This window comes from Terribacillus saccharophilus, from assembly GCF_002272745.1.
Lineage (GTDB): Bacteria > Bacillota > Bacilli > Bacillales > Amphibacillaceae > Terribacillus > Terribacillus saccharophilus_B.
Genome location: NZ_NPBD01000007.1, coordinates 211,205 through 236,615 on the forward strand (window position 1 = coordinate 211,205; position 25,411 = coordinate 236,615).

Here is a 25,411-nt window from a genome sequence, read left to right on the forward strand (position 1 = left end):
ACTACCTTGACAGGGTAGTGCTCTTTTTAATGTTTGATTGGCGGAACATTCAGCTTCCTATCCTTCAAACTAATATGAAGGCTGTTTGGATGTGACATGGATGCGAAGAATACTTGATTCATACCAATGATGTTTTGCTCAGCCAATTGCTTTCTTAGCCATTCTTCGTCCAAATTGAAGTGGGTCAAGGTATCGTTATGGATGTAACCATCCGAAATGACAGGAAAGGCAATGGCTGATGGATGCTGCTGAAGCTTCAAATCTTCCCTTGTTGCAGGCAGTTTATTCGGTTTTTTTAAGACACTAAGTGTCCCGTTTGGTTCGACTATTGCTGTTTCTACATCACGTACATCAAAAACGTCCTTCTGTCTCAGCATGAACAATATATTGTCGATAGAATATTGGATTTTTCTCATATTTTCATAAAGTAAAATCCCGTCTTGAATAACGATAGTAGGGCCGAGTGTAAGCAGGTTGCCAATTTTACGATTAGAGATCTTCCACTTCACGATAGCCTTTTGAAATAGACCGATGAGGATGATAGCAACGGCTGTGGGAAAATGTTCTATTTCTGGATCAGCGATATCAGCGCCGACGAGTGCCCCTAATATAACTATGATCATAAAGTCAAAGACTGGCATTTCACCTATTGCTCGTTTCCCCATGAACAAAGTAACCGCTAGCATGAGTGGAATGATGGTAATGATCCGAGCGAGGACAATCAAATTATCGTGTATAAGTTCCGTCATAAAGATGCTCCTTTCTACCATTTAGCCTTGCCAGTCAGCTTTGATGGCAAACTGTATATCCCAATTTATTGAAACGAAAATGTCACTGATACGTAAGAGCTGGGGAGGTGTTTAACATGCAAAAACGAGAAGTATTATTTGATATGAGGAAATTGCAAAAGCAAGCGACATACCTGACATTTGGATTGATGCTTACAGCCAGTTTTATTTATTTTATTATTCATGGATTTGAATTTTATATAAGCTTACCTATGATTGCCGTCACTTTTCTGCTCATGTTAATTGGTATAGTTCTGCACGAGCTCCTTCATGGAATCGGCTTTATTGTATTTGGGAGAGTAAGGTACAGCCAGGTTAAATACGGCTTTTCCTGGAAAGACGGAGCTGCCTATGCACATTGCATGGAACCTATAAAAGTAAGTGCATACCGTGTTTCTTTGCTTTTACCGGTAATCGTTACAGGACTGCTTCCATTATTAATTTCGTATATCGTCGGAAATGGAGTACTTCTTGCTGTTTCAGTGATCCTGACAGCTGGAGGCATAGGTGATTGGCTTATATTCCGCAGCTTGAGGAAGTATAAAGCAAGCCAGTTCGTAAAGGACCATCCAACAAAGGTCGGCTACTTCATTTATACAGACAGCGCTGATGAGAGCGAGAAAACAAGATGACGGTCTTACGTAATTATAAGATTTCTGAGCGTAATGGCTTGTTGGGTTACGTTTACCAGGATCGTTGGAATAAACAGGTATATTTAGATGCGAACGAATAGTAAATGGTAAAAATTGAGACGCTGCTTAGGCATAAATTCTTTTGATTCGGGGTATTGAAGAGTATGGACAAAGAAGCATTGCTTAGGAGGCGTTTAATATGACGATACAACCAATTGACACAACTAATATTGCAAAAGGCATCGGGCCGAATGTTTCGCCGGAAGCTTTTACTAATGATAAACGTAAGGTATTCCTATTCGGTTCGCCGAGCTATACAAATATCGGAGACCAGGCAATCGCCTATAGTATCGAGAAATTCATCCAAAGCCGGTTCCCTTATTACGAGTACATTGAAATAATGGACTATGCGACAGATGAGGGGATTGAGTTTGTTAAAGATATCATCCAGGAAGATGATATCGTCATGTTCACAGGCGGCGGAAATCTAGGCAGCTTGTACTTGGATATAGAAGAAGATCGCCGGAAGGTCTTCGCTGCTTTCAAGGATTATAAATCCATCTCCATGCCGCAGTCTGTATTCTTCGAAGACAATGAGCATGGTGAGCAGGAGAAAAAGAAGACCCAGGAAGCATATCATCAAAACAAAAATCTGGTCATTGCTGCCAGAGAATCGCAAACATTGGATGTAGTAAGGAATACATTCGATTCTGAAGTAATGTACACACCTGATATGGTAATGTCTCTCGATATTGTTCCGCGTGAGCAGGAGCGGGAAGGAGTTATGTTCTTCCTGAGAGCTGATAAAGAAAAGGTGATGGAAGAAGACTTTGTTTCCGAGCTAATGAAATGGACAAAGAAATTTGGATCTGTTGATCGTACAGATACAGTTCTCGATGAAAACATCGTACCAAACATTGATTATGCAGACAGAGAGAAGCATTTTATCGAGATGCTTGATCTGATCAGCTCTAAAAAATTAATTATTACTGACCGCTTGCATGCGATGGTCTTCTCCATCATCACGAAAACACCTTGTCTTGTTTTCGGGAATAGCTACGGTAAAGCGAAGCACTCCTATCGCGACTGGCTTGACTCTATCAACTTTGTTGAGTATACAGATTCCAAAGACGTGGAGTTGTTGGAACAGATGGTAGAGAAACTGATGAAGGCAGAACCAAATGAAGTGGATTTGCGCAAAGACTTTATACCGTTGGTGGACTTCTTCCGCAGCTAAGGGAAAAGCTAGAATCTTAGGATTCTAGCTTTTTTTATATCCAGTGCATAATCAATCCATAAATTTTATTAATATACGGTTGTATTATTATATGAATCGTTGTATATTTATTAAACAATATACAACGAAGATTCGTCCTTAAAGGAGTACAGCCAGATGAACAGCTTACAAGATTCGCAGCAGCAGGCTGCTAAGAAAAAGAAACCAAAGCATTTTAACGTTTACGTCATGATCTTTGCATTCATTATCGTGGCAGCAATTTTAACATATATTATTCCAGGCGGAGCGTATGACCGAGTGGATCAAGATGGCCGCAGTGTCATCCTTCCAGAAACATTCCATTACATTGATGGAGAAAGTGTCGGTCTTCTCGGCATATTTAATAGCATTCATACCGGTATGGTGAATGGTGCCAATATTATATTCTTCGTCTTGATTGTCGGTGGAGCATTTGGGATTTTCACTGCTACTGGAGCACTTGATGCTTTTATTTATATGCTGTCGAGAAAGATGGCGAATAAAGAGAAGCTGCTTATCCCTGTATTGATGCTGTTCTTTGCAGCGGCAGGCGCACTAATGGGAATGTCAGATGAAACAATCGTATATGTCGCAATTTTAGCCCCGATGGCTATAGCGCTTGGATTTGATGCATTGACCGGATTTGCGATTGTTGTACTCGGTGCAGGTGTTGGATTTACGGCGGCAGTCATGAACCCGTTCACAGTCGGGATTGCACAAGGTATTTCTGAACTGCCAACTTTCTCCGGAATCGGTTTCCGGATTGTTCTTTTCGTTATCCTATATCTCGCAGCTGTCTTCTATGTAATGCGTTATGCGAGTAAAGTGAAAAAGAACCCAGAGCTTGGAGAATACGGAAAGTTCGGCAGAAAAGCTGATACTTCCGCGCTTAACAAGACACAGAAGCTGACTACTCGTCACAAGCTGGTACTATCAGCCTTCTTGATCAATTACGTAGTATTGATTATTGGTGTATTGAAATATGGTTGGTATATTACAGAGATCGCTGGATTATTCCTATTGTTCGGCGTGGTTATGGGTATTCTCGGAGGAATTTCTTTCTCTGGTATTGCAGATAACTTCATACTCGGAGCAAAAGACCTGCTTGGCGGGGCGCTTATCATCGGATTTGCTCAGGCCATCTTAGTTATTTTCAATACTTCAGGTATGATGGACACGCTACTGTATCATGCTTCCAACGCGCTTGGAATGATTCCGGCTGCACTATCTGCAGTTGGTATGCTGTTCCTGCAGATGGGCATCAATTTCTTCGTTCCGTCCGGAAGCGGACAAGCTGCTTTAACAATGCCGCTTATGGCGCCATTGTCTGATATGATTGGTGTTACGAGACAGACAGCTGTACTTGCCTATCAGTTTGGAGACGGTATCTCCAATACGATCTTGCCAACAGGCAATATTATCGCATTGCTTGCAATCGCGGGTATCGGCTATGGAAAATGGGTGAAATGGTTCCTGCCATTCTTCCTTATTCAAATCGGCATTGCCATTATCGCTCTTATCATAGCTCAATTAATTCAATACGGACCGTTTTAATAGAAGGAGTAATAGATTATGGAATTAGAGAAATTAGTAGAGCAGGCAATCCAAGATCGCCGGCATATTCACCAATACCCAGAACTATCAGGAGAAGAATACGAGACAGGTAAATACGTACGTAACAGACTGGAAAAGCTAGGCATCGAGATTCTAGATTTTCAGCCGCCAAGTGTAGTCGGTTATGTGAAAGGCACAAAAGGAGATAAGACAATCGCGCTTCGTGCAGATATGGATGCACTTCCGATTGTAGAAGAAGGGGACAAGCCTTATATCTCCAAGCATCACGGGGTTTCCCATATGTGCGGACATGATGGGCATACAGCTATCCTGCTTGCTGTAGCAGAGTGGATGACGCTGCATAAAGAGGAAGTGGAGCCGAACGTCGTGCTTTTATTCCAATCCTCTGAAGAGGCGTCTCCGAGCGGTGCAGATAAGCTGATCAAAGAAGGTGCATTAGAAGGCGTCAGCAGCATCTATGGCATCCATGTCGATGCTGGTCTGGAAAAGGGCCAATTCGGCACTCGTCCTGGCGCCATGATGGCATCTGTCGATGATTTCGAAATAAAGATTCAAGGCTCTGGCGGACATGCATCTACGCCGCATCTAACTGTAGATCCGATCTATATCGCAACACATGTGATTCAAGCGCTGCAAAGCATTGTCAGCCGTAAACTGAATCCAATGGACGCTAGTGTCATTTCTGTTGGGAAGATCGAAGCTGGCAACACATACAATGTCATTCCAGATTCAGCTAAAATCATCGGGACGATGCGCTCCTTCTCTACAGAAGCAGTACAGACGATCCAAGAACAGATTGTCAAGCTGACAAAAGGCATTTGTGAATCATTTGGTGCTACAGCGGAAGTTAACTTCATCATTGGCACACCGCCGCTTATCAATGATGAAAAAGAAGCAGCTTTTGCAGAAGAGCTGCTGCAGAAGACATTCGGTGCAGAACGCTATGAAGAATTGGAGCCAGTTATGGGCTCTGAAGATTTCTCCTACTACTTACAGGAGATCCCGGGGGTATTCGTAAAGGTCGGTATGCAAGGAGAGAAGAGTCAGTATCCACATCACCATCCGAAGTTTGAAATTGATGAAGATGTGTTTGGGGATGCGATCAAGGTGTTCCAGCAGTTTATTTTAAATCAATAAGTAAAAGGAGCATATGGGATAGCCCATATGCTCCTTTTTTATGCGAGTATTTCAGCCTGTTTCCAGGATGTCGCAGTTTGTTTTAATACTTCATTTAACGCTTCTACATTTTTTCTGCCTTCCTGCTGCAGCCACTGTTTTCCTGCATCTTCACCGTCACGGCCGAAGATGGCTACGCTATCCTTCCAGGTTGCCCGGCCACATAATACACCGTTAAAGCTGGAACCTGCTTCTTTTGCAAAACGTAACGTCTCTTGGAAAAGGGAAGCACTAACGCCTGCACTCAAGAAGATGAATGGCAAATCAGTTGCCTCGCTTTGCTCTTTGAAATAGCGCTGTGCTTCTTCGCGGGAGTACACAGGTGTTTCTTCAGAGAATCCTTCTACATAGGACATGTTTACTGGAACTTCGACTTTTAACACATCCACCTTGTATTGAGATTTTGAGAATTCCTTCATCATCTCATTTACTTTATGCGGTTTTACTTTAGCGTACTCCCGACCTTTTACATCATCATTGTGCGCGTCATAAGAGACGAGCTCCAAGAAGAAAAGAATATCCTCTGCCTGACATTCAGATCCGAGACGTTCCACGAAGATATGCTTCTTTTCGTTAATGCTTGGATCTTCATCTACATCATAATACAAAAGGAATTTCACTGCATCTGCACCCTGTGCCTTAATTCGCTGAACAGACCAGTCATCGAGAATATCTGGCATGCGTCCCGGCTGAGTCGTATCGTAGCCAGTTTTTTCATAAGCAAGTAGCAAACCGGCACTTTTATCACGTTTCTGTGCGGCTGGCAAACCATACTCAGGATCCAGCAAGATAGAAGTCGCATATGGTGTGAGTTCCTCAGAAATCAGTTCTTTAAAAGATACAATTGTATCGTCTCCCTGGTCATTCGTGCTTTCCTGTTGCAGCATCTTTTTTAAGGAGCCTCGCTGATCAATGGCGAGGGCGCCAATAATACCATTTTCGTCTGATAGTCTTTCAAGTGCTTCTCGTTTAGCAGGTGTTAAATTTAACATCTTAGCAGCTCCTTTAAGCAGATAGTTTAGTAGAAAAAAGGGCAAGAATATCTTCTGAGTTAGTCGCATGATGCAACTGATCGATCGTTTCCTGATGTACCAGCATTTTAGAAACCTCTGATAAGTAATACAGATGATTGGAGGCAGTTCCTGCTGGGATGAGCATGCTAATCACGATTCGGATTGGCTGCCCATCTAATGCTTTCCATTCGACTCCGTCAGCCAGCTTAAAGATGATGATTGCTGGTTTCAGAACTTCACTGCGCTCGGTATGGGGGATAGCGATACCTTGTTCCATGCCGGTTGTACTTGCTTTTTCTCTCTGGAGAAAGCCATCTACAATAGCGCCTGGATCTGTGATGATACCGTGCTGCTTCGCTGTTTCAGCGATTTGCTGAAATACTTCTATTTGAGTAGCTGCTTTCACATCCACCTTGATTGTGTCGAGAGACATAATCTGACTGATATCTTGTACTGGTAAAGCTGTTTTTTCTGTAACAGCTGCTGTCTCAGCAATAGGTGTTTCCTTCACTTTGTTTTTAGCAGCTGTACGCTTTTGATCCATTCCAATCAAGAAGCCGCTTACAACTGCACCAGCGAGGATGGCCAGTATCCAAAGGAAAGGATGTGTAACGATTGGGAGCACGATAAATCCGCCGTGTGGAGCTGGTACCTGTACTTTAAATACGTAAGTCAAAATTGCTGCGATAGAGGAACCGATCATTAGAAACGGAATGACCTTTAGCGGCTTTTTCGCTGCAAATGGAATGGCTCCTTCTGTGATATGCGTAGAGCCCAGCAGGAAGTTGACCAGTCCTGCACTGCGCTCACTTGTGCTGTAAGCTTTACCGGCAAATAGCGTTGCGAAGCCAGTAGCGATCGGCGGAACGATACAAGCAGCTGATACACCTGCCATGAAGAAGTAGTTTCCATCAGACAGCAGTGCAGTTCCTGTTACGTAAGCTGCTTTATTAACTGGGCCACCCATATCGAATGCGCACATAATTCCTACAATAAGTCCTAATACAATTGGATTGGAGTTTTGGAAGCTTGCTAGAAAATCCATCATTGCTTGGTTGATCCAACCCATCGGAGCTGAAATGAACCACATTGCAAAGCCGGCAATGAAAATACCGAAGACAGGGAATAGGAAAATCGATTTCAAGCCATCAAGCTGTTTTGGCAGAGCTTTGAACAAGTAACCTAGTCCGAGAATGATATAACCGGTCATAAAACCGCCGATAATACCGCCCAAGAAACCAGTACCATTCGTGAAAGCTATCATCCCGACGATGAAACCGATAATCAGACCAGGCCGTTTGGCTATCGATTCAGCAATATAAGCACATAGCACCGGTACCATCAGGTTCATGGCAATGCCGCCAATTGTGTTCATATAATAAGCGAACTCGTTATACTGCGAGCTTTCTGGGTCAGCAGAGTGGATACCGAACATGAGAGAGATGGCAATCATGACACCGCCTGCTACGACAATCGGAAGCATATGAGAGACACCGTTCATGAGGGATACGTAGATACTGCGTATAACAGATTCTTTTTGCTGCGGTTCGGAGCTGCCTGCTGAAGCAGCACGCTGTCCATCTTTATATATAGGCGCTGTCTGGTTGATGATGCTATCAAGCAACTTATCTGGCTCTTTGATTCCCTTGCTGACAGCCACATTGACAACCCGTTTACCAACAAAGCGATCTCGATTTACATCTTTGTCAGCAGCGATGATGACGCCATCTGCTGCATCAATATCAGCTTGTGTCAGTGCGCCTTGTATACCGTCCTGACCATGTGTTTCTACTTTTATGGAGATGCCGCGTTTTCGTGCAGCTTCTTCCAAGGCTTCTTTTGCCATAAAAGTATGGGCAATACCGGTAGGACAGCCGGTTGCAGCAATAATTCTATACGTCATGCTTAACACCCCATTTTCTATTTAATTGAATTTGACTTGCTAAGTAAGGAATATCATTAAGATCAGATAAACCTGATGTGAAAGCTGTGGAAGAGCCAGCAGCTGTTGCATAAACCAAAGCTTCTTCCTCGGAATCTCCTAGCATTAATTTGCCGGCAAATGCAGCAAGCATCGTGTCACCAGCACAGGCAGTGTTCACTATCTTGCCTGAAGGAGCATTGACAGCTAACTCCTGTGTGCTGTCACAGTACAGGGCACCTTGCGCGCCGCAAGATAAGAGGACACGCTGAGCACCTCGCTTCAGCAGCTGTTCGGCAGCTTTTTGCAGTTCTGCCTGATCTGTATGATCGGAAAGATTGAACCAATTTGCTATTTCTTCATCATTTGGTTTGATAAGATAAGGCTCATATGCAAGGCAGTCCAGTAACACCGGGGAGCTGATATCAAGAACCAGCTTGACTCCTTGCTGTTGGGCAATTCGGGCAATGTCGAGATGAATCTGATCGTCAACACCGCGAGGAAGGCTGCCCGAAACAAATAGCCAATCACCGTTCTTAAGCTTCTTTATTTGTTCAAGCAGCTGCTCTTGTGCCTCCCTTGAAATGACAGGCCCTCTGTTAACCGCTTTGTATTCCAAGCTCTCTGAACGGACGAAAGTATTAATACGAGTTATCCCATCTACATTTATGAATGCGGTTTCAATTCCGGAGGCTTCAAGCTCTTGTTCAATGAAATCTCCGGTAAAACCGCCTAGGAATCCGGTTGCCATATTAGAAATGCCAAGCTTCTTCAACATAAATGATATATTGATGGCTTTTCCATTCGGCTGATACTCTTCAAATATGCTTCTGTTTACGACGAAAGGATCAAAAGAGGTAAACTCTGAGAAAAGATCGATCGCTGGATTCATCGTGCATGTATAAATCATCCGCATCACTGCCTATCTGTGTTTTTCTTACAAATTAATTATGGCATGCCTTTCGATGTAAATGTTTTCAACATTCACTGATTTCGCTACAATATTAGTAAACGTTTACACGGGGGAATCGTCATGAATGAGGCCTTTCTGACGCGGGTCAGCCGACATACAGAGAAAATGAGTGAGGCGGAGCTTTATCTAATCCGCTATATAAGGGAGAATCTTAATACAATTCCTAAGTTATCTATCGTACGGTTAAGTGAAGATGCTAATGTTTCCACGGCTACCATTGTTCGTACAATGAAAAAACTTGGTTATAACGGGTTTACCGATTTTAAAATCCGGCTGAAGGATGAGAATGATCAGAACCCAAACTTTTCAATTATTGAGCAAGTGGATGAAGAAATAAAAGATGCCATCTTAAAGAATGAACAAGAGGTGATGCGAACAATCGAAATACTGAATAGCGGGTTAATAGAAGATACTGTACAAAAAATTCGTCACAGCAAGCGCGTTATATTATTCGCAAGAGGTTTTTCGGAGCTGATCGCAAAGGAAATGGAAGTGAAACTGCAGCTGTTGAATAAGTATGCAGAGCTGCATGATGATCCAAATATTATTCGGACGAAAAGTAAGAGGCTGGAAGAAGGGGATTTAGTCATTTTTGTTTCGCTGAACGGGTATACCGAAGAACTAGTGGATGCGGCAAAAAGCTGTCAGCAAAATGATACAAGTATGATCGCCTTGACTTGTAACAAAAACAGTCCGCTTGCATCGCTAGCTGAATTAACACTAACTGGCTATAAGTCAGAAACATCTTATTTCCCGGATTATGAGGTTAGGTCGAGACTTCCGCTTCAGGTGATTTCGAGAATACTGCTAGATGCTTATGCTATTCGTGCAGGAAAGTCCTAATTTACAGAAGGGAGAGATGTATGCCAATATATAACAAGCTTGTACGAGATAATATTCCAGCGATAATTCAGCAAGCAGGGAAAGTACCTAAGACTACAGTGCTTGATCAAGATAGGTATGTGGAAGAATTAAAAGTAAAGCTGTTAGAGGAAAGCAAAAGAACATAACGAGGTTGTAGAAGAAGCGGCTGATTTATTGGAGTACTGCATGCGCTGCTTGGAGCAAAGGACATATCACTAGAAGATATAGAAGGCGTGCGTAAGCAAAAGAAAGAAGAGTGCGGCGGATTTAATGAGAAAATCTTTTTGATAGAAGTTAGTAAATAGTCTTAGGGCAGATACTATGAATTATAAATTGGGATACAAATATCATTCTTTTTCCAGGCATCTAAGCAAGTATCTGCAATTGGCAGGGCTGAGCGTGTAGAGTGCGAAATTATAAAAAGGACTCCAGCTGATTAGAGCTTGAGTCCTTTTTATTAGAGCTCTGATATTCTCTAGCAAATCAACCCGATAAGAAGGCTTGCCGTTCTTCAGCATCTGGGTATCTGATCAGTTTCGTTGTTTTATCCCAGCGCTTAAGTACCATGTACATTTCATCCGCTTGGCTGACTGGGCAGCGAAGATTTGCTTCCCCGTGGATGAGAAGCAATGCGTTTCTAACTTTTGTACGTGTGCAATTGAGTGATCATCTCTTCAGTGATGTGTATCCCATGCTTATTAGATGCATTCCCTCATGGGCTATCGTCTATTCTCATTTGTCCGAGCAGTAACTCCTGTATTTCTTCATTAGCTGCTTAGTAGGGCTGCAGTTTTTCGCAGTTCTTTTTCTAGGGTCTTGAAGTAATCAGATAAGAAAATCTGAAATCTCTCTGCAACTGGACTAAGATATCTTCTGGTGGACCAAGCCAAGCCTATTGTACGTTCGCAGATAGGATCCTGCAGGCGAATGACAGGTAAGTGGGCGGTTTTATTTCCGATTAATGAAACGGAGGGAATGAAAGCTATACCTAGGCCCTTGTTTACCAGTTCTCCAATGACACCGGGTTCGTCTCCTTCAAAGGCAATATGAGGCTGGAAACCAGCTAGCTGGCAATACTTGTCTGTTAAATTCCGAATGCCATAGCCTTCATTCATGCTGATAAAGGCTTCATTACGAAGCTCGTATAGTGATATATGGCTTTTTGTTTCTAACCAGTGACGGGGAGGAGCAATCAACAATATTTCTTCTGTCATGAGCGGCTGCCACTTGATATCCTCAGCTTGTATAGGAACAGAGGAGATGCAGAAATCGAGTTCGCCGCTACGTAGCTTTTCCGTCATTATAGGTACGGATTGCACGTATTGTTTGAAATGGACTTGAGGTTCGTCTCCTAAGAATCCACTGATCAAATCAGGCAATACACGTGGAATAGTGACAGAAAGCCGAATCGTATGATCTGTTTTTTGATTGAATTCACTCAGCTCCCGCCGTGCTTCTTGTAGCTCATGAAGGGCGGCATCAACGCGCCGGAGAAATATCCTGCCGTTTTCATTCAATTTAATTTGCCTGTTGTATCGCTCGAAAAGCTTTACTCCTAAATCCTCCTCCAACCGGCTGATTGCTTTACTGAGTGAGGGCTGTGCGATGTTCAATGCTTCTGCAGCATGTGTCATATGCTCTAGTTCGGCAACTTTTTTAAAGTAGTGCAGCTGTAGTAATTCCACGTTCATCCTTCTTTCGGATAGTCTAAAAGCTATTATCTATAATGATATATATATTATACATTATGCATCAGAGCCGTTATGCTATTTAGATGCTCAATATTTCACAAAGTAAAGGTGAGGGAAATTATGAAAGGATTAAAATTAGGCTTTTTTGATATAAAGCGGATGTTTCAGCATAAGCACGGGCGAATTGCACTTATTTTCTTGTTGATTATTCCGGTCATTTACGCTTCGTTGTTCCTCGGCGGCTACTGGGATCCATATGGTCATATCGAAGATTTACCGGTGGCAGTGGTTAACCAAGACGATGGCGCCAGCATGGATGGGGAAGAAATGCATGCAGGTGATGATTTTATTAAAGAATTGAAGAAAAGCAAGGCATTGGACTTCGATTTCGTTTCAGACCAGAAGGCAGAAGACGGACTGGATGATGGCAAGTATTATATGAAAGTGACCATCCCAAAAGACTTTTCTGAGAAAGTGACAACCTTGATGGATGACAAACCCGAACAAGCGGAGCTTACTTATGAAGTCAATCCAGGAAAAAACTTTGTAGCTGCACAGATCAGTTCTTCTGCGATGGAGGAAATGAAAACAAAATTGGCTAGCAGTATTACGAAATCGTATGCTGACAGTGTGTTCACAAGCTTCCATGAAGTAGCAACCGGATTGCAAGATGCCGGTGATGGAGCAGGTGATCTCAACAAAGGGATTACAGATGAGCAGAGCGGAATGAAAGATCTGCAAAATGGTATCGGTGATGTGAAGACTGGTGCGTCAGACTTAGCGGACGGTGCAGATAAGCTGGCAGGTGCTGAAGGCAAACTTTCTGACGGTATTGGCAGTCTGCATACAGGTGCATCTGATTTGGCGAGCGGTTTAGGTCAATTGGATGAAGGAGCATCCTCCTTACAGACAAATACAGATAAGATAGCTGATGGCTTGGCAGATTGGAAAGCTCAAAGTGATAAGCTTTCGGATAGCCAGGACTCGTTCACGTCTGGATCTGAGGACTTGAGCAAACTGGTTGCATCATATATGAAAGAACATCCAGAGCTTAAAGATGATAAGACATTCCAGCAAATAGTGGCAGCATCTGATCAGCTGACGGACTCATCTGCTAAATTAGCAGATGGTCAGCAGCAGCTCGGTGAAGGTGCAGATAAGCTGGCTGGAAGTGAGCAGAAATTAGCGGATGGTATGGATACATTCAGCGAGAAACTAGGGTCTGCTGTCAGCGGAGCAGATACGTTAGCTAGCGGCGCAGCAGATTTGAATAATGGCTTTGACGATTATTCAAAAAGCTTCGGATCCTTGCAGAGTGGTGCAACGCAGCTGGCTTCTGGTACAAACGAACTTTCAGATGGAGCAGCACAGCTTGACGACGGTATGAGTAAGCTATCCGATGGTTCTGATGAGCTTGCGACTAGCCTAAAAGATGCGGCTGAGAAAACAAGTAACATCCAGTCAAGTGATGCACTGACTACTATGTTCGCTGATCCAGTTAAGCTGACTGAAAAACAGTTGTCAGATGTACCGAACTATGGTGTTGGCATTGCGCCGTACTTCTTGTCACTTGCCTTGTTTGTTGGTGGTTTGATGGCGGCTAACATTCTGCCGCTTGGCAGAAGAGAGGATATGCAAGTATCCGGTACGGTACAATTCTTCAGTAAACTGACACTGGTGTATGTTGTGGCAATTGTACAAGCCGTAATACTCGATTTGATCTTCTTGTTCGGATTCCAAGTTGATGTGAAGAGTATTCCATTGTTCTTCTTGTCCAGTATCGTCGTGTCTATGACGGTCATGACAATCATTCTTACGCTTGTGACGTTATTCGGCAACTTAGGGAAATTGCTGTCCATTGTGCTGCTAGTTGTTCAACTGGCAACCTGTGGCGGAACCTTCCCAAGTGAGTTGTCTGTGTCTGCATTAGCATCTGTCGGTAAATACTTGCCGATGGCACATTCCTTGCATAGTTTGCAAGAAGCAATCACGCTCGGTGACTGGTCGGTACTAGGTAATCAGCTTGTCGATCTGTTGATTTATCTAGTTGTTGTCGGTGTTATTGGATGGATTGTTTCTCATCTGCAGCACAGACCGAAAAAAGAGAATGAGCTGGAAGCAGCTTGATGGAGAGCTCGCCTTTTAAGGCGGGCTTTTTCTATTGACACCGTATGATAGACTGTAAACAGCAAATGGAATGAATCCAAAGTAAAGGATAGAGATCATGCAGATTGATAAACCGAAATTAGCGATGGAATTGCCTGAAAAAAGGATGCACGATATCTTCTTTGAAGAAGAACCAGAATTGGAAATGTGTCAGGTGCAGCAAGCAGATTTTGCGAATGAATCAGTGGATCGGCTGCGATTGTCGAAGGTAGTGATTCGCAATAGTCGTTTCAACAATACTGACTTTACCGGAATGGATCTGCTGGATGTGCGGTTCGAGAATTGTGATTTTTCCAATGTGAAAATGAGTAAGTCTTCCATTCATCGAGTGGAATTCAACGGCTGTAAGATGCTTGGAGCCGATATGACTGAGTCTAGTCTTGGTAATGTTTCTTTCCGTAATTCATTGGTGAATCTTGTTTCATTCGGCCAATCCAAGATGGAAAAAGTGATATTTTCATCCTGTGGACTGCAGGGAGCGGATTTCTATGCTAACCGAATGAAAAGGATAGAGTTTACTGATTGTGATTTGAATGAAGCGAACTTTGAACAGACAGCTCTCAAAGGAATTGATCTGAGCACAAGTAGTTTCCAACAGTTGACCGTATCTATTGAAAATTTGAAAGGCTGTATCGTTTCTCCTAATCAAGCAATCCAATTAGCGTCACTAATCGGACTTGTGATAAAGTAAAAAGCTTCCCGAGTGGGAAGCTTTTTTAATTGAAGTACAAATCCTCTAGTCTGTCTCGATTATTAGGGTTATCTGATAAATCGATAAAATAATCGTGCTGCCATTTTTGAGTTTGTGCAGCTGTTTTATTTAATTCATTTTCCCAAGAAGGGTATACGCGTGTAGCCATCTTTCCTTTGGTAGTTTCACTGCTCAAAATTCCTTTTTTTAATAGAGTGGATTTTGGGAATATAAATTGACCTTTCAAATTGTGATCTATTATTGAAATGATAACTTTATCAGGGCTTTCTGAAAAACTATAAGGTTGATTCTTATTATTTTCATCTTTTTCCCAAAACACTACAAAGTATCCTCTTTTTTTAGGTGTTGCTTTGGCTAAACGGCTTCGATAGCTATGGTTCTCAATTTGGAACAACATGCCCTCATAATCCTTATTATGATCTTCTGAAATTACATTAGTAATTTCAGAAAGATGAAGATTGGAAACAATGCTTTCTATGAACAACTTAGATAACAATTTAATCCCACCTTGTTTATGTACATTCCTTTGAGTATACCAATATTTTTCGAGAATCAGATAGCATTTATTTCCATATTCTTAAGTTTGCATAATAAACTTCAAAACGGATACTTGCAAAATATAATTGTGATCCACTAATGACCTGATTACATAATGATATTTAGGAAAGTTTCCGTTTATAATGAGAGAGAGGTGACACCCCAATGAAATATAACCAAATTAAACCGAAGAAAATATATGAACAAGTAGCAGATGAGCTGCTTGCTTTAATAAAGAATGGTGATTTAAAGCCCGGCGAGAAGCTCGACAGCGTAACGCAGCTTGCTGAGAATTTTAAAGTAGGCCGTTCAGCGATACGAGAAGCGCTGGCCACACTTCGTGCGATGGGCTTAGTAGAAATGAAGCAGGGTGAGGGTACTTACGTGAAGGCGTTTGAGCCAGAGGGAATTGTTTATCCGCTTCAACATGCGCTGCTCATGAGTGGAGAGGATCGGGCAGAGTTGATGGAGGTTCGTAATATACTGGAAACAGGTATTGTAGCATCTGCCGCACTGAACCGTTCTGAGGAAGATTTGGAACATATGGAAAAAGCACTTGAGGAGATGAAGACATATACGGGGGACCCGGAAAATGGTGAGAAAGCTGATCTCGCTTTTCACATGATTATTGCTCGTGCAGCGAACAATAAGCTGCTTCTCCGTCTTATGCATCATGTATCGGATTTAACAGCGGAATCCATGCGCGAAACAAGGCAGATCTGTTTATTTGGAGAAGATGCAGCGCCCGAGGAATTGAATAAGCAGCATGAAGTAATTCTGGATGCAATTCGTGCGAAACAACCAGAGCAAGCAAGACTGGCTATGGTGGCGCACTTGGAATATGTTGAAGGAGTACTGCGTAACTATATGGAATAGGATGAGCCGCCGACTAGGGGCGGCTTTTTATATACACAGGAGTTGGAAAATGTAAGCGGTTGTAGTATGATGAAAGCAGAAATTATACAGGTCATCTGATGACCATATCTGTGGGGTGGCGGTATGAGAGTTACACTATTTGCGACATGTATTGTGGATATGTTTCAGTCTGATGTGGGGATAGCCACAGTTGAAGTGCTGGAAAGGCTCGGCTGTGAAATTGTGTTTCCGACGGGGCAAGTATGCTGCGGACAGCCGGCATATAATTCCGGGTATGTTGAAGATGCCAAAAAGGCGATGAAGAAAATGATTGCGACATTTGAGGATGCCGAGGTTATCGTTACACCCTCAGGATCCTGTGCCACAATGTTCAAGGATTACCAGCATGTATTCCGGGATGATCCTGAGTGGCGTCCGCGTGCAGAAAAGCTGGCAGATAAGACGTATGAGCTGACGGAGTTCATCGTGGATGTTTTGAATATAGAGGACGTTGGGGCAAAATTGGAAGGAATTGCGACTTATCATCCGTCCTGCCATATGACGCGGCTGCTTGGAGTGAAGGATGCACCGATGAAGCTGCTGTCACATGTAGAGGGCCTGGAAATGAAATCGCTTCCGAATGCACAGAATTGCTGTGGCTTTGGCGGAACTTTTTCCGTGAAGATGGGTAATATCTCAGAACAGATGGTTGATGAAAAAGTAGACTCGGTAACCGAAACAAAAGCTAGCTATCTGATTGGAGCGGACGGCGGCTGTCTGATGAATATCGGGGGAAGAATGCAGCGCCGCGGCAAGCCGGTCAAAGTGATGCATATCGCTGAAGTGCTAAATAGTCGGTAAGGGGGAGGGAAAAGCATGGCGATGAAAATAGGGAATGAGAAATTCAAGGATAATGTGAACAAGCAGATGGAAGACACGTTCATGCGCGGTGCAGTTGCTGGGGCTCAGGAACGCCTGCGAACAAGGAGACTAGATGCGGCTGAAGAACTCGGTAACTGGGAGGAATGGCGGTCTCATGGGGAAGAGATACGTCAGCATACACTTGATCACCTCGACTACTATTTACAGGAGCTTTCCGAAAATCTGCAAAAGCGCGGCGGGCATGTATTTTTTGCTGCTACTGCAGAGGATGCGAATGACTATGTGAAGAGTATAGTGAAAGAAAAACGGGCCAAGAAAATTTTGAAGGCCAAATCAATGGTCACAGAGGAAATAGGTTTGAATGATGTATTAGAACAGGAAGGCTGTGACGTCATTGAAACAGATCTTGGCGAATACATTCTGCAGCTGGATGACCATGATCCGCCTTCACATATCGTGACACCTGCGCTTCATAAAAACAAAGAGCAGATCAAGGAGGTTTTTACCGAGAAGCTGGACTACAAGCTTACCTCCAAACCGGAAGAACTAGCACTCCACGCCAGGGAGAAACTGCGCCAGGAATTCCTGCAAGCAGATATCGGTATCACAGGATGTAATTTTGCCATTGCAGAATCTGGTTCTGTCGGCCTGGTCACTAATGAAGGAAATGCAGGGATGGTGTCTGATTTACCAGATACGCAGATTTGCGTCATGGGGATGGAGCGAATCGTACCTACATTTGAGGAGTTCGAAGTACTGGTCGGCCTGCTGACGAGAAGTGCAGTCGGTCAGAAATTGACGAGTTATATTACGGCATTGACTGGTCCGCGAACAGCAGAAGAGGTTGATGGTCCATCCGAGTTTCATCTTGTCATCGTGGATAACGGGCGTTCCGGTATTCTCGGAACCGAATTCCAATCGGTACTCCAATGCATTCGCTGTGCAGCATGTATCAACGTTTGTCCGGTATACCGCCATATCGGTGGCCATTCCTATAACTCCATTTATCCAGGACCAATCGGGGCGGTGCTTACCCCTCTGTTGGGAGGATATGATGATTTCAAGGAGCTACCATATGCATCTACACTCTGTGCGGCCTGTACGGATGCTTGCCCAGTAAAAATTCCATTGCATCAGCTACTGCATCGTCATCGACAAGTGATCGTCGAGCGGGAAGGACGCGCACCGATTTCTGAGAAGATGGCTATGAAAGCATTCGGAATTGGGGCTTCCTCCAACCCGTTGTACGCAGCTGGATCGAAGATGGCGAGCTCTGTCATGAAGCCTTTTACGAAGGATGAAACCATTTCGAAAGGACCAGGTCCGCTGAAGGCATGGACCGAAATTCGAGATTTTCCTGCTCCGAATAAAGAACGATTCCGTGACTGGTTCAAGCAGCACGAAAAGGAGAGTGGCAAGGCATGATACAGAACCGGGAAAGATTCCTTGCAAATGTCGCCAGCCGCCTCAGTCGTACAGAAGTACTGACAGAAAGACCATCGCGAAACTGGAATTATCGACCGCAAGATAAAACGCTGACTAATAAAACACAGGATGAGCTTGTAGACATACTTCGCGATCAATGCCGGTTAATCCATACCGAGCTGATTGAGACTGATTCGCATGCCCTGCCAAATGTGCTGGAGGAAACCGTGGCTGCTTATGGCGGCGGACCACTGGCCATTTGGCAGGATACTCGTTACGATACGTTCGGTTTACGGGAACAGCTTCAAAGATGGCCGGAACAAGGAATCGATGTACATGAATGGGATCCTTCTATTGGCCATGACAACATTGGAATTGTGGAACAGGCTAATATTGGCATAACATTCAGCGATATCACTCTTGCTGAATCAGGGACAGTCGTACTCTTCTCGGGTGAGGGGAAAGGCCGTATGGTGAGCCTGCTGCCACATAAATATATTGCACTCGTACCGAAAAGCACCATCGTCCCACGGATGACACAGGCTGCTCAGCTTATCTCAAAGCAAGTTCAGGAAGGGAAAGCTATTGCATCCTGTATTAACTTCATCACTGGTCCGAGCAATTCCGCAGATATCGAAATGAACCTGGTTGTTGGGGTCCATGGACCTGTGAAGGCGGCTTATATAGTAATTGAAGACAGGTGAAAAAAAGACACGGTTAAGTTAAATTGTGTCTTTTTCTTTATTCTGCTTAAATTAGTAACTAACCCCTTTAAAAGTATATATTTTCAAAATGATAGATGGTAAAATAGGCTTACATACATATTGTGTGAAAGAGAAAAAGGGGATAAGAGTACGTGAAAAAGTTATTATTTGGTAGTGTGTTGGTCTTATTATTTATTTTAAGTGCTTGTGGCGGGGAAGAAGCTACGAAAGTAAAAGAAGAAAAAAAAGCGAGTGCAGCAGAGACAACAAGCGTATCCGAGCTTGAAGAGATGGATTGGGAAAACATGACAGAAGAGGATTGGGATAAGGTCAATCTTTCTAAGAAGGATTTTAAGAAACTTCTCGATGCAATGTCTGAGCCGGATGAAGATGGTGAAATTGCAATCAGTTCTGCTAAATTGTCAAACGACGAAACTATTGAAGTGGAATTCAATAATTCGGATGGTGAAACACTTGAGAACGGGATGACAGCTGCTATCATGGATGCGTTTTTCCGTGAGTTCTATAAGCATTCCGTGTATTACAATGAGAAAGAACCAACAATCATATTCACTGATTTAACAGGTTATACAATCATGGAAAATGACAAGCCCATTGAATATGATGAAGAAAATGCATCAAGTGACGGAGTAGATCTAGGAGAATTTAAACTAGGTGATAAGGTAGATGTTGCTGGTACTATCATCACATTAAGCAATCCAGCCTATACAGATGAGCGTAACGAATATGAAGAAGAGCCGGCAGAAGTGCTAAGCCTCGATGTAGCGGTTCAAAATGCTACAGATGAAGATCTGTATTTCGATACGTATGATTTCCAAGTTTACGATGCAGACGGAACATTGATGGAAACCTATGCGCTTGATTATTTAACGGCGGATATTAAACCTGGAAAGAATACATCAGGAAAAGGGTTCTACGCTGTTAGCGGAAAAGGACCTTACGAAGTGTATTATACAGACTTTGTAACGGATGCAACTGCTAAATGGACAATTGAAGTGAAATAACTTAGAAGGCTATCCTAAGGGGTGGCTTTTTTGTTTGAAAAGAACTTTTAAAGCTTGTTTGGTAGCGCTTTCTTTGTTATGGTTATCTTGTTAAATTCAGATAGAAAGACAATGACTGATAATCTTTAATAGATAATCAGAAATATTTTAATATGAAGTTTTATAGCATAGAAGCAGCGAAGAAAAACAGTATATGTTACCAACTAAAAGTTCAAAGGGGTAGAAAAGCGATGGCGATTAGATACGATGAAGAACAGCGTACTTTTCATCTGCAGGGAAAATCAACTAGTTATGTTATGCAGCTGGAGCGAGATGGTTATTTGACGCACCAGTATTGGGGGAGGAAGATCAGGCAGTTTCGTAATAGTAATCGGCAACAGTACATAGATCGTTCTTTCTCACCTAATCCATACCATCGAGACAGGACTTTTACGTTGGATGCTTTACCGCAGGAATATCCGCAGTATGGTAATTCAGATTTTCGGAAGCCGGCCTACCAGATTCAGTTAGAAAATGGATCGACGGTGACCGATTTGCGTTACAAATCACATCGCATCTTCAGCGGCAAGCCGAAGCTTGCAGGGCTTCCGGCAACTTATGCTGGTCAAGAAAGCGCAGAAACGTTGGAAATTACAATGGAGGATGATTTGCTTCAGTTGGAAGTAGTACTGCTCTATACAATTTTCAGTCAGTATGATGTGGTCGCGAGGTCTGTTCAATTCTGTAATAACGGTAAACAGAAGCTAAAGCTCTTACAGGCTGCTAGTGCAAGTGTAGACTTCCATCGGTCAGACTTTGACATGCTGACTATGCCGGGAGCATGGGGAAAGGAAAGGCATCTCGAAAGACGTGCTCTGCAGGCAGGTATTCAGTCTACAGAAAGCACACGCGGAGCAAGCAGCCATCAGCAGCATCCGTTTATCGCTTTAATGGAGAAGCACGCAACAGAAGAACAGGGAGAAGTGTTCGGATTCCATCTTGTTTATAGCGGTAATTTCCTGGCCCAGGCAGAAGTAGATCAGTTTGCTACGACTCGAGTGACAATGGGTATCAACCCGTTCGACTTTACGTGGGTCTTGGAACCAAATGAAACATTCCAAACACCGGAAGCAGTGCTTGTTTATTCAGCGGTTGGTCTAGGAGGGATATCGCAAACACTGCATGGATTTTATCAGCAGCATTTAGTAAGAGGGGAATACAGAGATAAAGAGCGTCCGATTCTGATTAATAACTGGGAAGCGACGTATTTCGATTTTGATGCTGATAAAATTGAGGGAATCGCTAAAGCTGGCAGTGAGCTCGGAATCGAGCTTTTCGTATTGGATGATGGCTGGTTCAAAAAACGGAACTCAGATTCCACATCATTGGGAGATTGGTTCGTCGATAAAACGAAGCTACCGAATGGACTTGAGGATTTGGCGAAACGTGTGAACGAATTAGGCATGCAATTTGGACTTTGGTTTGAGCCGGAAATGGTTTCTGTGGACAGTGATTTGTACCGTGAGCATCCAGACTGGTGTCTGCATGTCCCGGATCGCTATCGTACAGAAAGCCGTGATCAGCTCGTGCTCGATTTTTCGAGACAGGACGTTCGACAGGAGATTATCAAAAGAGTTGCAGACATCTTGGAAAGTGCCCCTATCACTTATGTGAAATGGGATATGAACCGGCATCTGTCAGAAGTTGGGTCATCCTTGCTACCTCATGAACGCCAACGGGAAACGGCGCATCGTCATATTCTTGGTGTCTATGAAGTGATGGATGAGATTACCTCGCGTTTTCCGAATGTTTTATTTGAGAGCTGTTCAGGAGGCGGCGGCCGTCATGATCCGGGAATTTTGTATTATATGCCGCAGGCTTGGACAAGTGATAATACAGATGCTGTTGAGAGGCTTAAGATTCAATATGGTACAAGCCTGCTTTATCCGATTGCCTCGATGGGTTCTCATGTATCGGATGTGCCGAACCATCAAGTGCACCGATTTACATCGTTGGAGATGCGGGGAGACGTCGCAATGGCAGGAAATCTAGGGTATGAGCTAGATCTCACAAAGCTTACTAGCGAGGAGAAGGAGATTGTCAAACAGCAGATTACTTCTTATAAAAAGATTCGCAGGCTCGTTCAGTTTGGGAGATTCTATCGTTTGAAAAGCCCGTTCGAAGGCAATGAAACTGCCTGGATGTTTGTGGATGAAGACAAAACTGAAGCTTTTATTTGTTATTATCGTGTGCTGGCTGAGCCGGCAGCACCGCTCGCTTCTTTGCGAATGAAGGGGTTGGACGGTGCCAAAGACTACCGGATCATTGGCACAAGTGAAATATATAGCGGTGGTGAGCTGGAATACAGCGGTATTCGTATACCTACAGACCTTATTGGAGACTTCGTAAGTTATACCTGGCATCTAAAAGCTGAATAGCATTAAAAGTCGCATTTTAGATGCGACTTTTTTATTTTGCTGTATAGGAAAACAGGCTCGGTTATCGTATACTTTAGCTACTATTTTAAACTAACAAGAGAGAAGGCAGCTGTTGGAGAAGACAAATAAGAGAAACATCAAAGCATATACAACCTTTGTTTTTATATTCCTGCTTTTTTCTGCAGTTTATTTATTTCTATTTCGCCAGGAACCCCGGGAACTTGCGCTAGGTTCAGGTCTCTTCGCAATCATCGGTTCCGGTCTGCCGGCATTTTGGGCCTTTCGTGCTTATCAAGCAGCAGAGCGGCAAATGCGGCGGTTTTGGCTGTTTCTATGCTTTACGCTGCTAGGCTGTCTAATAGCCACAGTGAGCTCCTATTTTTATAATTTTCATATTGGAATGAATGACATTTTGATAGCAGCATCGGATATATTTTGGAATGTGTCGATTATCTTCTGTTTATTTTCATTCCTGTATCTGATTAAACAAAAAGCGGGCGAAGTGACAATTTATGAAGTTGTCTATGATGCTGTGATCATCATTGTTGCTGCGGCTTGTTTGAGTTGGGAATTTTTGATGAAGCAAACTTGGGTTCAATTGACCCAGGATGGATTCATCATACAGCTTTTCGCCATCAGTCACCCAGCTGGCGATTTGATTGTACTGTTTTTCTTGATTTGTGTATTCAATGCTCTCAGTTATCAGCGTTTGTCAAAGGCATTAGCATGTATCTATGTTGGCTTTTTGCTTTTCTTGATCTCAGATACCATCTTTTTGTATTTGGGTTCACAAAATATGTATTACTTCGGACATCCCATTGACTGGCTCGGGACAGCAAGTTTGCTTGTAATTGGCGGTGCAGCTTACTTTGCGGATGATCTTGACGCACTTAGCAGGCAGGAATCCCGAACTGCAAGCACGCCGCTATTTTCAGCACGACTATGGTTTTCCAATGTCAGCGTTCTGGTTTTACTAGCACTTATCGTAGCCAGAGGAGGCGGATTTGATTTAATAGCGCTTGGCTGTATCGTTTCTACATTACTGATCATCTTTCGACAAATGCATACGATGTTCCAGAACAGAAAACTCATGCTTGAACTGGAAGGTAAAGTACTGGAGCGAACAGAAGAGCTGTTTCAAAAAAATAAGGAATTGGAAGCCTCCATCGAACGAACGGAATTCCTGGCTGCTCATGATCCGCTGACAGGGCTCCCGAACCGTCGTGAATTTGACCGGATAGCATCAGAATGGGTAGCAACGGAAAAAAGCGGCTTTTCCTTGCTCTTTTTGGATATGGATCGATTCAAGTGGGTGAATGACACGATGAATCATGGTGCCGGTGACTTGCTGCTCAGGCAGGTAGCAGAACGAATGCAAGAGAATCTTGTGTCGGGTGCAAAAGTATTCCGCCAAGGCGGGGACGAATTTCTAATTTTGTTGCCTGTTACAGAAATTCCTGAGATAGAAAAGGCTGTATGTGACTTAATACAAGCAATCGAACAAGCATTTTATCTCCATGGAAATGAAGTATTTGTTTCAGCGAGTATTGGAATCAGTCTATATCCGCAGCATGCTGAAGATGTCGAACCATTGACTATTAAAGCAGATACTGCCATGTATGCAGCAAAGAAAAGTCACGGTAAGCGTTGGCTCTTCTATGATGAGTCGGCTCTCCCTGCTGAACAATCGAAGCTCGAACTTGAGAAGGAAATGCGATATGGACTGGAAAGAGGAGAGTTCCGCCTTCACTTTCAGCCGCTTTATCATTTAGACACAGATACTGTATCTGGAGCAGAAGTATTGATGCGCTGGGAGCATCCAGAGCGAGGGCTGCTATTTCCAAATACATTCATTCCGCTTGCTGAGGAATCTCGTTTCATTATTCCACTTGGAAGATGGATGATCCGAGAGGTGTGCAGGCAATGGCGATGCTGGAAAAGACAAGGTTATGAGTCAATTAGTCTTGCTGTAAACATTTCTGTCAATCAATTTCTTCATCCCGATTTTCTCACAGAATTAGAGGATGCGCTGCGTGAATATGAGGTGGATCCGGCTTTTCTTGAATTGGAAATCACAGAAAATATCCCATTTAGTGACTCCTACGCCATAGCTGTTTTGGAACATATCAAGCATCTTGGTATTCGTATCAGCATTGATGATTTTGGGACAGGCTACAGCTCTCTTCAGTACATCCAGCGCCTGCCTGTTCATACATTGAAAATCGATCGTACTTTTGTCTGCGATATGATGCACGATCGCAATAATAAAGTGTTGGTGGAGACAATTTTGCTTATGGCAAAGCAGCTCGATCTGGAAGTAATCGCTGAAGGGGTCGAGGAACAGGATCAGCTACAGTTTCTGAAAGAAAACGGCTGTACATTAGTGCAAGGATATTTGATTGGAAAACCGATGGAGGCAGTGGTATTTCGTTCGAAATGGCTGTAAATCCTAAGAGTAACTTTTAGTCAGCATTGTGCTATGTTTGAAAGGCTGCATGTAAGCAGCTTTTTTTGTATAGACAAAGAAAAGAAAAAAGATTTTTCAAAAAATGAATTGACATTCCATTGGTAAACCCATAACATGGTAATCAAATCTTACAACTACATACTTGTTTTATTCTTATCCAGAGAGACCGAGGGATCAGGCCCTATGACGTCTCGGCAACGGGTTTACACAAATACCGTGCCAATTCCTGCAAACGCCTATGAGCGTTTGGAAGATGAGAATGGGGAAGTTTCATACGTGGAGCCCTCTTTTTTCTGGATAAGGAAAAAGAGGGCTCTTTTGCGTTGATGGGAG

At 43.2% G+C, this 25,411-nt stretch carries 20 protein-coding genes, 1 pseudogene and 1 riboswitch; of the genes and pseudogenes, 15 read left to right on the forward strand and 6 right to left on the reverse strand.

From position 1 onward, the window contains the following. Nucleotides 1–26 precede the first annotated feature (26 nt). Nucleotides 27–749: a DUF421 domain-containing protein gene (locus tag CHH58_RS08330; protein ID WP_095232124.1), complete on the reverse strand. Its 723-nt coding sequence runs from the start codon at nucleotides 747–749 to the stop codon at nucleotides 27–29. Between the two features lie 116 nt (nucleotides 750–865). Here CHH58_RS08330 and CHH58_RS08335 point away from each other — a divergent pair, with 116 nt between their 5' ends. The 4 genes from CHH58_RS08335 to CHH58_RS08350 all read left to right on the forward strand — a co-directional run bounded on the left by CHH58_RS08335 (nucleotide 866) and on the right by CHH58_RS08350 (nucleotide 5,387). Then, nucleotides 866–1,420, forward strand: coding sequence for a DUF3267 domain-containing protein (locus CHH58_RS08335; RefSeq protein ID WP_095227509.1), 555 nt, complete (start codon nucleotides 866–868; stop codon nucleotides 1,418–1,420). A gap of 199 nt (nucleotides 1,421–1,619) precedes the next feature. After that, the gene (locus tag CHH58_RS08340; RefSeq protein ID WP_095260261.1) at nucleotides 1,620–2,657 is read left to right on the forward strand and encodes a polysaccharide pyruvyl transferase family protein; all 1,038 of its coding nucleotides are present in this window, start codon (nucleotides 1,620–1,622) and stop codon (nucleotides 2,655–2,657) included. A 156-nt stretch (nucleotides 2,658–2,813) separates the two neighbouring features. Then, nucleotides 2,814–4,229 carry a YfcC family protein gene (locus tag CHH58_RS08345; RefSeq protein WP_095227512.1) on the forward strand — a complete coding sequence of 472 codons (1,416 nt, stop codon included), beginning with the start codon at nucleotides 2,814–2,816 and terminating at the stop codon, nucleotides 4,227–4,229. 18 nt (nucleotides 4,230–4,247) lie between these two features. Further along, on the forward strand, nucleotides 4,248–5,387 hold the full coding sequence (locus CHH58_RS08350) for a M20 metallopeptidase family protein (RefSeq protein ID WP_095260262.1): 1,140 nt from the start codon (nucleotides 4,248–4,250) through the stop codon (nucleotides 5,385–5,387). Between the two features lie 38 nt (nucleotides 5,388–5,425). On the opposite strand, the gene lacD is transcribed toward CHH58_RS08350, so the two are convergent. Genes lacD through pfkB form a run of 3 tightly spaced genes read right to left on the reverse strand, consistent with a single transcriptional unit; the run spans nucleotide 5,426 to nucleotide 9,270 of the window. Then, nucleotides 5,426–6,418, reverse strand: a complete 993-nt coding sequence (gene lacD, locus CHH58_RS08355; RefSeq protein ID WP_095260263.1) for a tagatose-bisphosphate aldolase — start codon at nucleotides 6,416–6,418, stop codon at nucleotides 5,426–5,428. A gap of 13 nt (nucleotides 6,419–6,431) precedes the next feature. Next, the gene (locus tag CHH58_RS08360) at nucleotides 6,432–8,342 is read right to left on the reverse strand and encodes a fructose-specific PTS transporter subunit EIIC (RefSeq protein WP_095227518.1); all 1,911 of its coding nucleotides are present in this window, start codon (nucleotides 8,340–8,342) and stop codon (nucleotides 6,432–6,434) included. Next, entirely contained in the window at nucleotides 8,332–9,270 is a 939-nt protein-coding gene (pfkB, locus tag CHH58_RS08365; protein WP_095227520.1) for a 1-phosphofructokinase, read from the reverse strand. The genes CHH58_RS08360 and pfkB overlap by 11 nt, the downstream gene beginning before the upstream one ends. A 123-nt stretch (nucleotides 9,271–9,393) precedes the next feature. Here pfkB and CHH58_RS08370 point away from each other — a divergent pair, with 123 nt between their 5' ends. After that, complete coding sequence (locus tag CHH58_RS08370) at nucleotides 9,394–10,176, forward strand: MurR/RpiR family transcriptional regulator (RefSeq protein ID WP_095262365.1); 783 nt, start codon at nucleotides 9,394–9,396, stop codon at nucleotides 10,174–10,176. Between the two features lie 20 nt (nucleotides 10,177–10,196). Continuing rightward, nucleotides 10,197–10,502 (forward strand): annotated as a pseudogene (locus tag CHH58_RS18920) (nucleoside triphosphate pyrophosphohydrolase). 462 nt (nucleotides 10,503–10,964) lie between these two features. Here the strand turns inward: CHH58_RS18920 and CHH58_RS08380 are convergent. Further along, a complete protein-coding gene (locus tag CHH58_RS08380; RefSeq protein WP_095262366.1) occupies nucleotides 10,965–11,882 on the reverse strand; it encodes a LysR family transcriptional regulator in 918 nt (305 codons plus the stop codon). Between the two features lie 126 nt (nucleotides 11,883–12,008). Between CHH58_RS08380 and CHH58_RS08385 the strand changes: the two genes are divergently transcribed. Together CHH58_RS08385 and CHH58_RS08390 are read left to right on the forward strand one after the other, a co-directional pair. Continuing rightward, entirely contained in the window at nucleotides 12,009–14,015 is a 2,007-nt protein-coding gene (locus CHH58_RS08385) for a YhgE/Pip domain-containing protein (protein WP_095262367.1), read from the forward strand. A 97-nt stretch (nucleotides 14,016–14,112) separates the two neighbouring features. Then, nucleotides 14,113–14,745 carry a pentapeptide repeat-containing protein gene (locus CHH58_RS08390; RefSeq protein ID WP_095227528.1) on the forward strand — a complete coding sequence of 211 codons (633 nt, stop codon included), beginning with the start codon at nucleotides 14,113–14,115 and terminating at the stop codon, nucleotides 14,743–14,745. Between the two features lie 25 nt (nucleotides 14,746–14,770). On the opposite strand, the gene CHH58_RS08395 is transcribed toward CHH58_RS08390, so the two are convergent. Then, on the reverse strand, nucleotides 14,771–15,262 hold the full coding sequence (locus CHH58_RS08395) for a MepB family protein (RefSeq protein WP_095227530.1): 492 nt from the start codon (nucleotides 15,260–15,262) through the stop codon (nucleotides 14,771–14,773). Between the two features lie 206 nt (nucleotides 15,263–15,468). Here CHH58_RS08395 and CHH58_RS08400 point away from each other — a divergent pair, with 206 nt between their 5' ends. The 7 genes from CHH58_RS08400 to CHH58_RS08430 all read left to right on the forward strand — a co-directional run bounded on the left by CHH58_RS08400 (nucleotide 15,469) and on the right by CHH58_RS08430 (nucleotide 25,057). Beyond that, complete coding sequence (locus CHH58_RS08400) at nucleotides 15,469–16,179, forward strand: FadR/GntR family transcriptional regulator (RefSeq protein ID WP_095227532.1); 711 nt, start codon at nucleotides 15,469–15,471, stop codon at nucleotides 16,177–16,179. Between the two features lie 123 nt (nucleotides 16,180–16,302). Further along, a complete protein-coding gene (locus CHH58_RS08405; RefSeq protein ID WP_095227534.1) occupies nucleotides 16,303–17,019 on the forward strand; it encodes a (Fe-S)-binding protein in 717 nt (238 codons plus the stop codon). A 15-nt stretch (nucleotides 17,020–17,034) separates the two neighbouring features. Further along, complete coding sequence (locus CHH58_RS08410; RefSeq protein ID WP_095232132.1) at nucleotides 17,035–18,465, forward strand: LutB/LldF family L-lactate oxidation iron-sulfur protein; 1,431 nt, start codon at nucleotides 17,035–17,037, stop codon at nucleotides 18,463–18,465. Beyond that, nucleotides 18,462–19,169 (forward strand): LutC/YkgG family protein, encoded by a 708-nt coding sequence (locus CHH58_RS08415; protein ID WP_095262368.1) that lies wholly within the window; start codon nucleotides 18,462–18,464, stop codon nucleotides 19,167–19,169. The genes CHH58_RS08410 and CHH58_RS08415 overlap by 4 nt, the downstream gene beginning before the upstream one ends. Before the next feature lie 152 nt (nucleotides 19,170–19,321). Further along, nucleotides 19,322–20,194: a DUF4352 domain-containing protein gene (locus tag CHH58_RS08420; protein WP_095232134.1), complete on the forward strand. Its 873-nt coding sequence runs from the start codon at nucleotides 19,322–19,324 to the stop codon at nucleotides 20,192–20,194. 230 nt (nucleotides 20,195–20,424) lie between these two features. Continuing rightward, nucleotides 20,425–22,611: an alpha-galactosidase gene (locus tag CHH58_RS08425; RefSeq protein WP_095262369.1), complete on the forward strand. Its 2,187-nt coding sequence runs from the start codon at nucleotides 20,425–20,427 to the stop codon at nucleotides 22,609–22,611. A 112-nt stretch (nucleotides 22,612–22,723) separates the two neighbouring features. Further along, complete coding sequence (locus CHH58_RS08430) at nucleotides 22,724–25,057, forward strand: GGDEF domain-containing phosphodiesterase (protein ID WP_095262370.1); 2,334 nt, start codon at nucleotides 22,724–22,726, stop codon at nucleotides 25,055–25,057. A 171-nt stretch (nucleotides 25,058–25,228) separates the two neighbouring features. Beyond that, nucleotides 25,229–25,338, forward strand: a riboswitch (SAM riboswitch). Nucleotides 25,339–25,411: the final 73 nt, after the last annotated feature.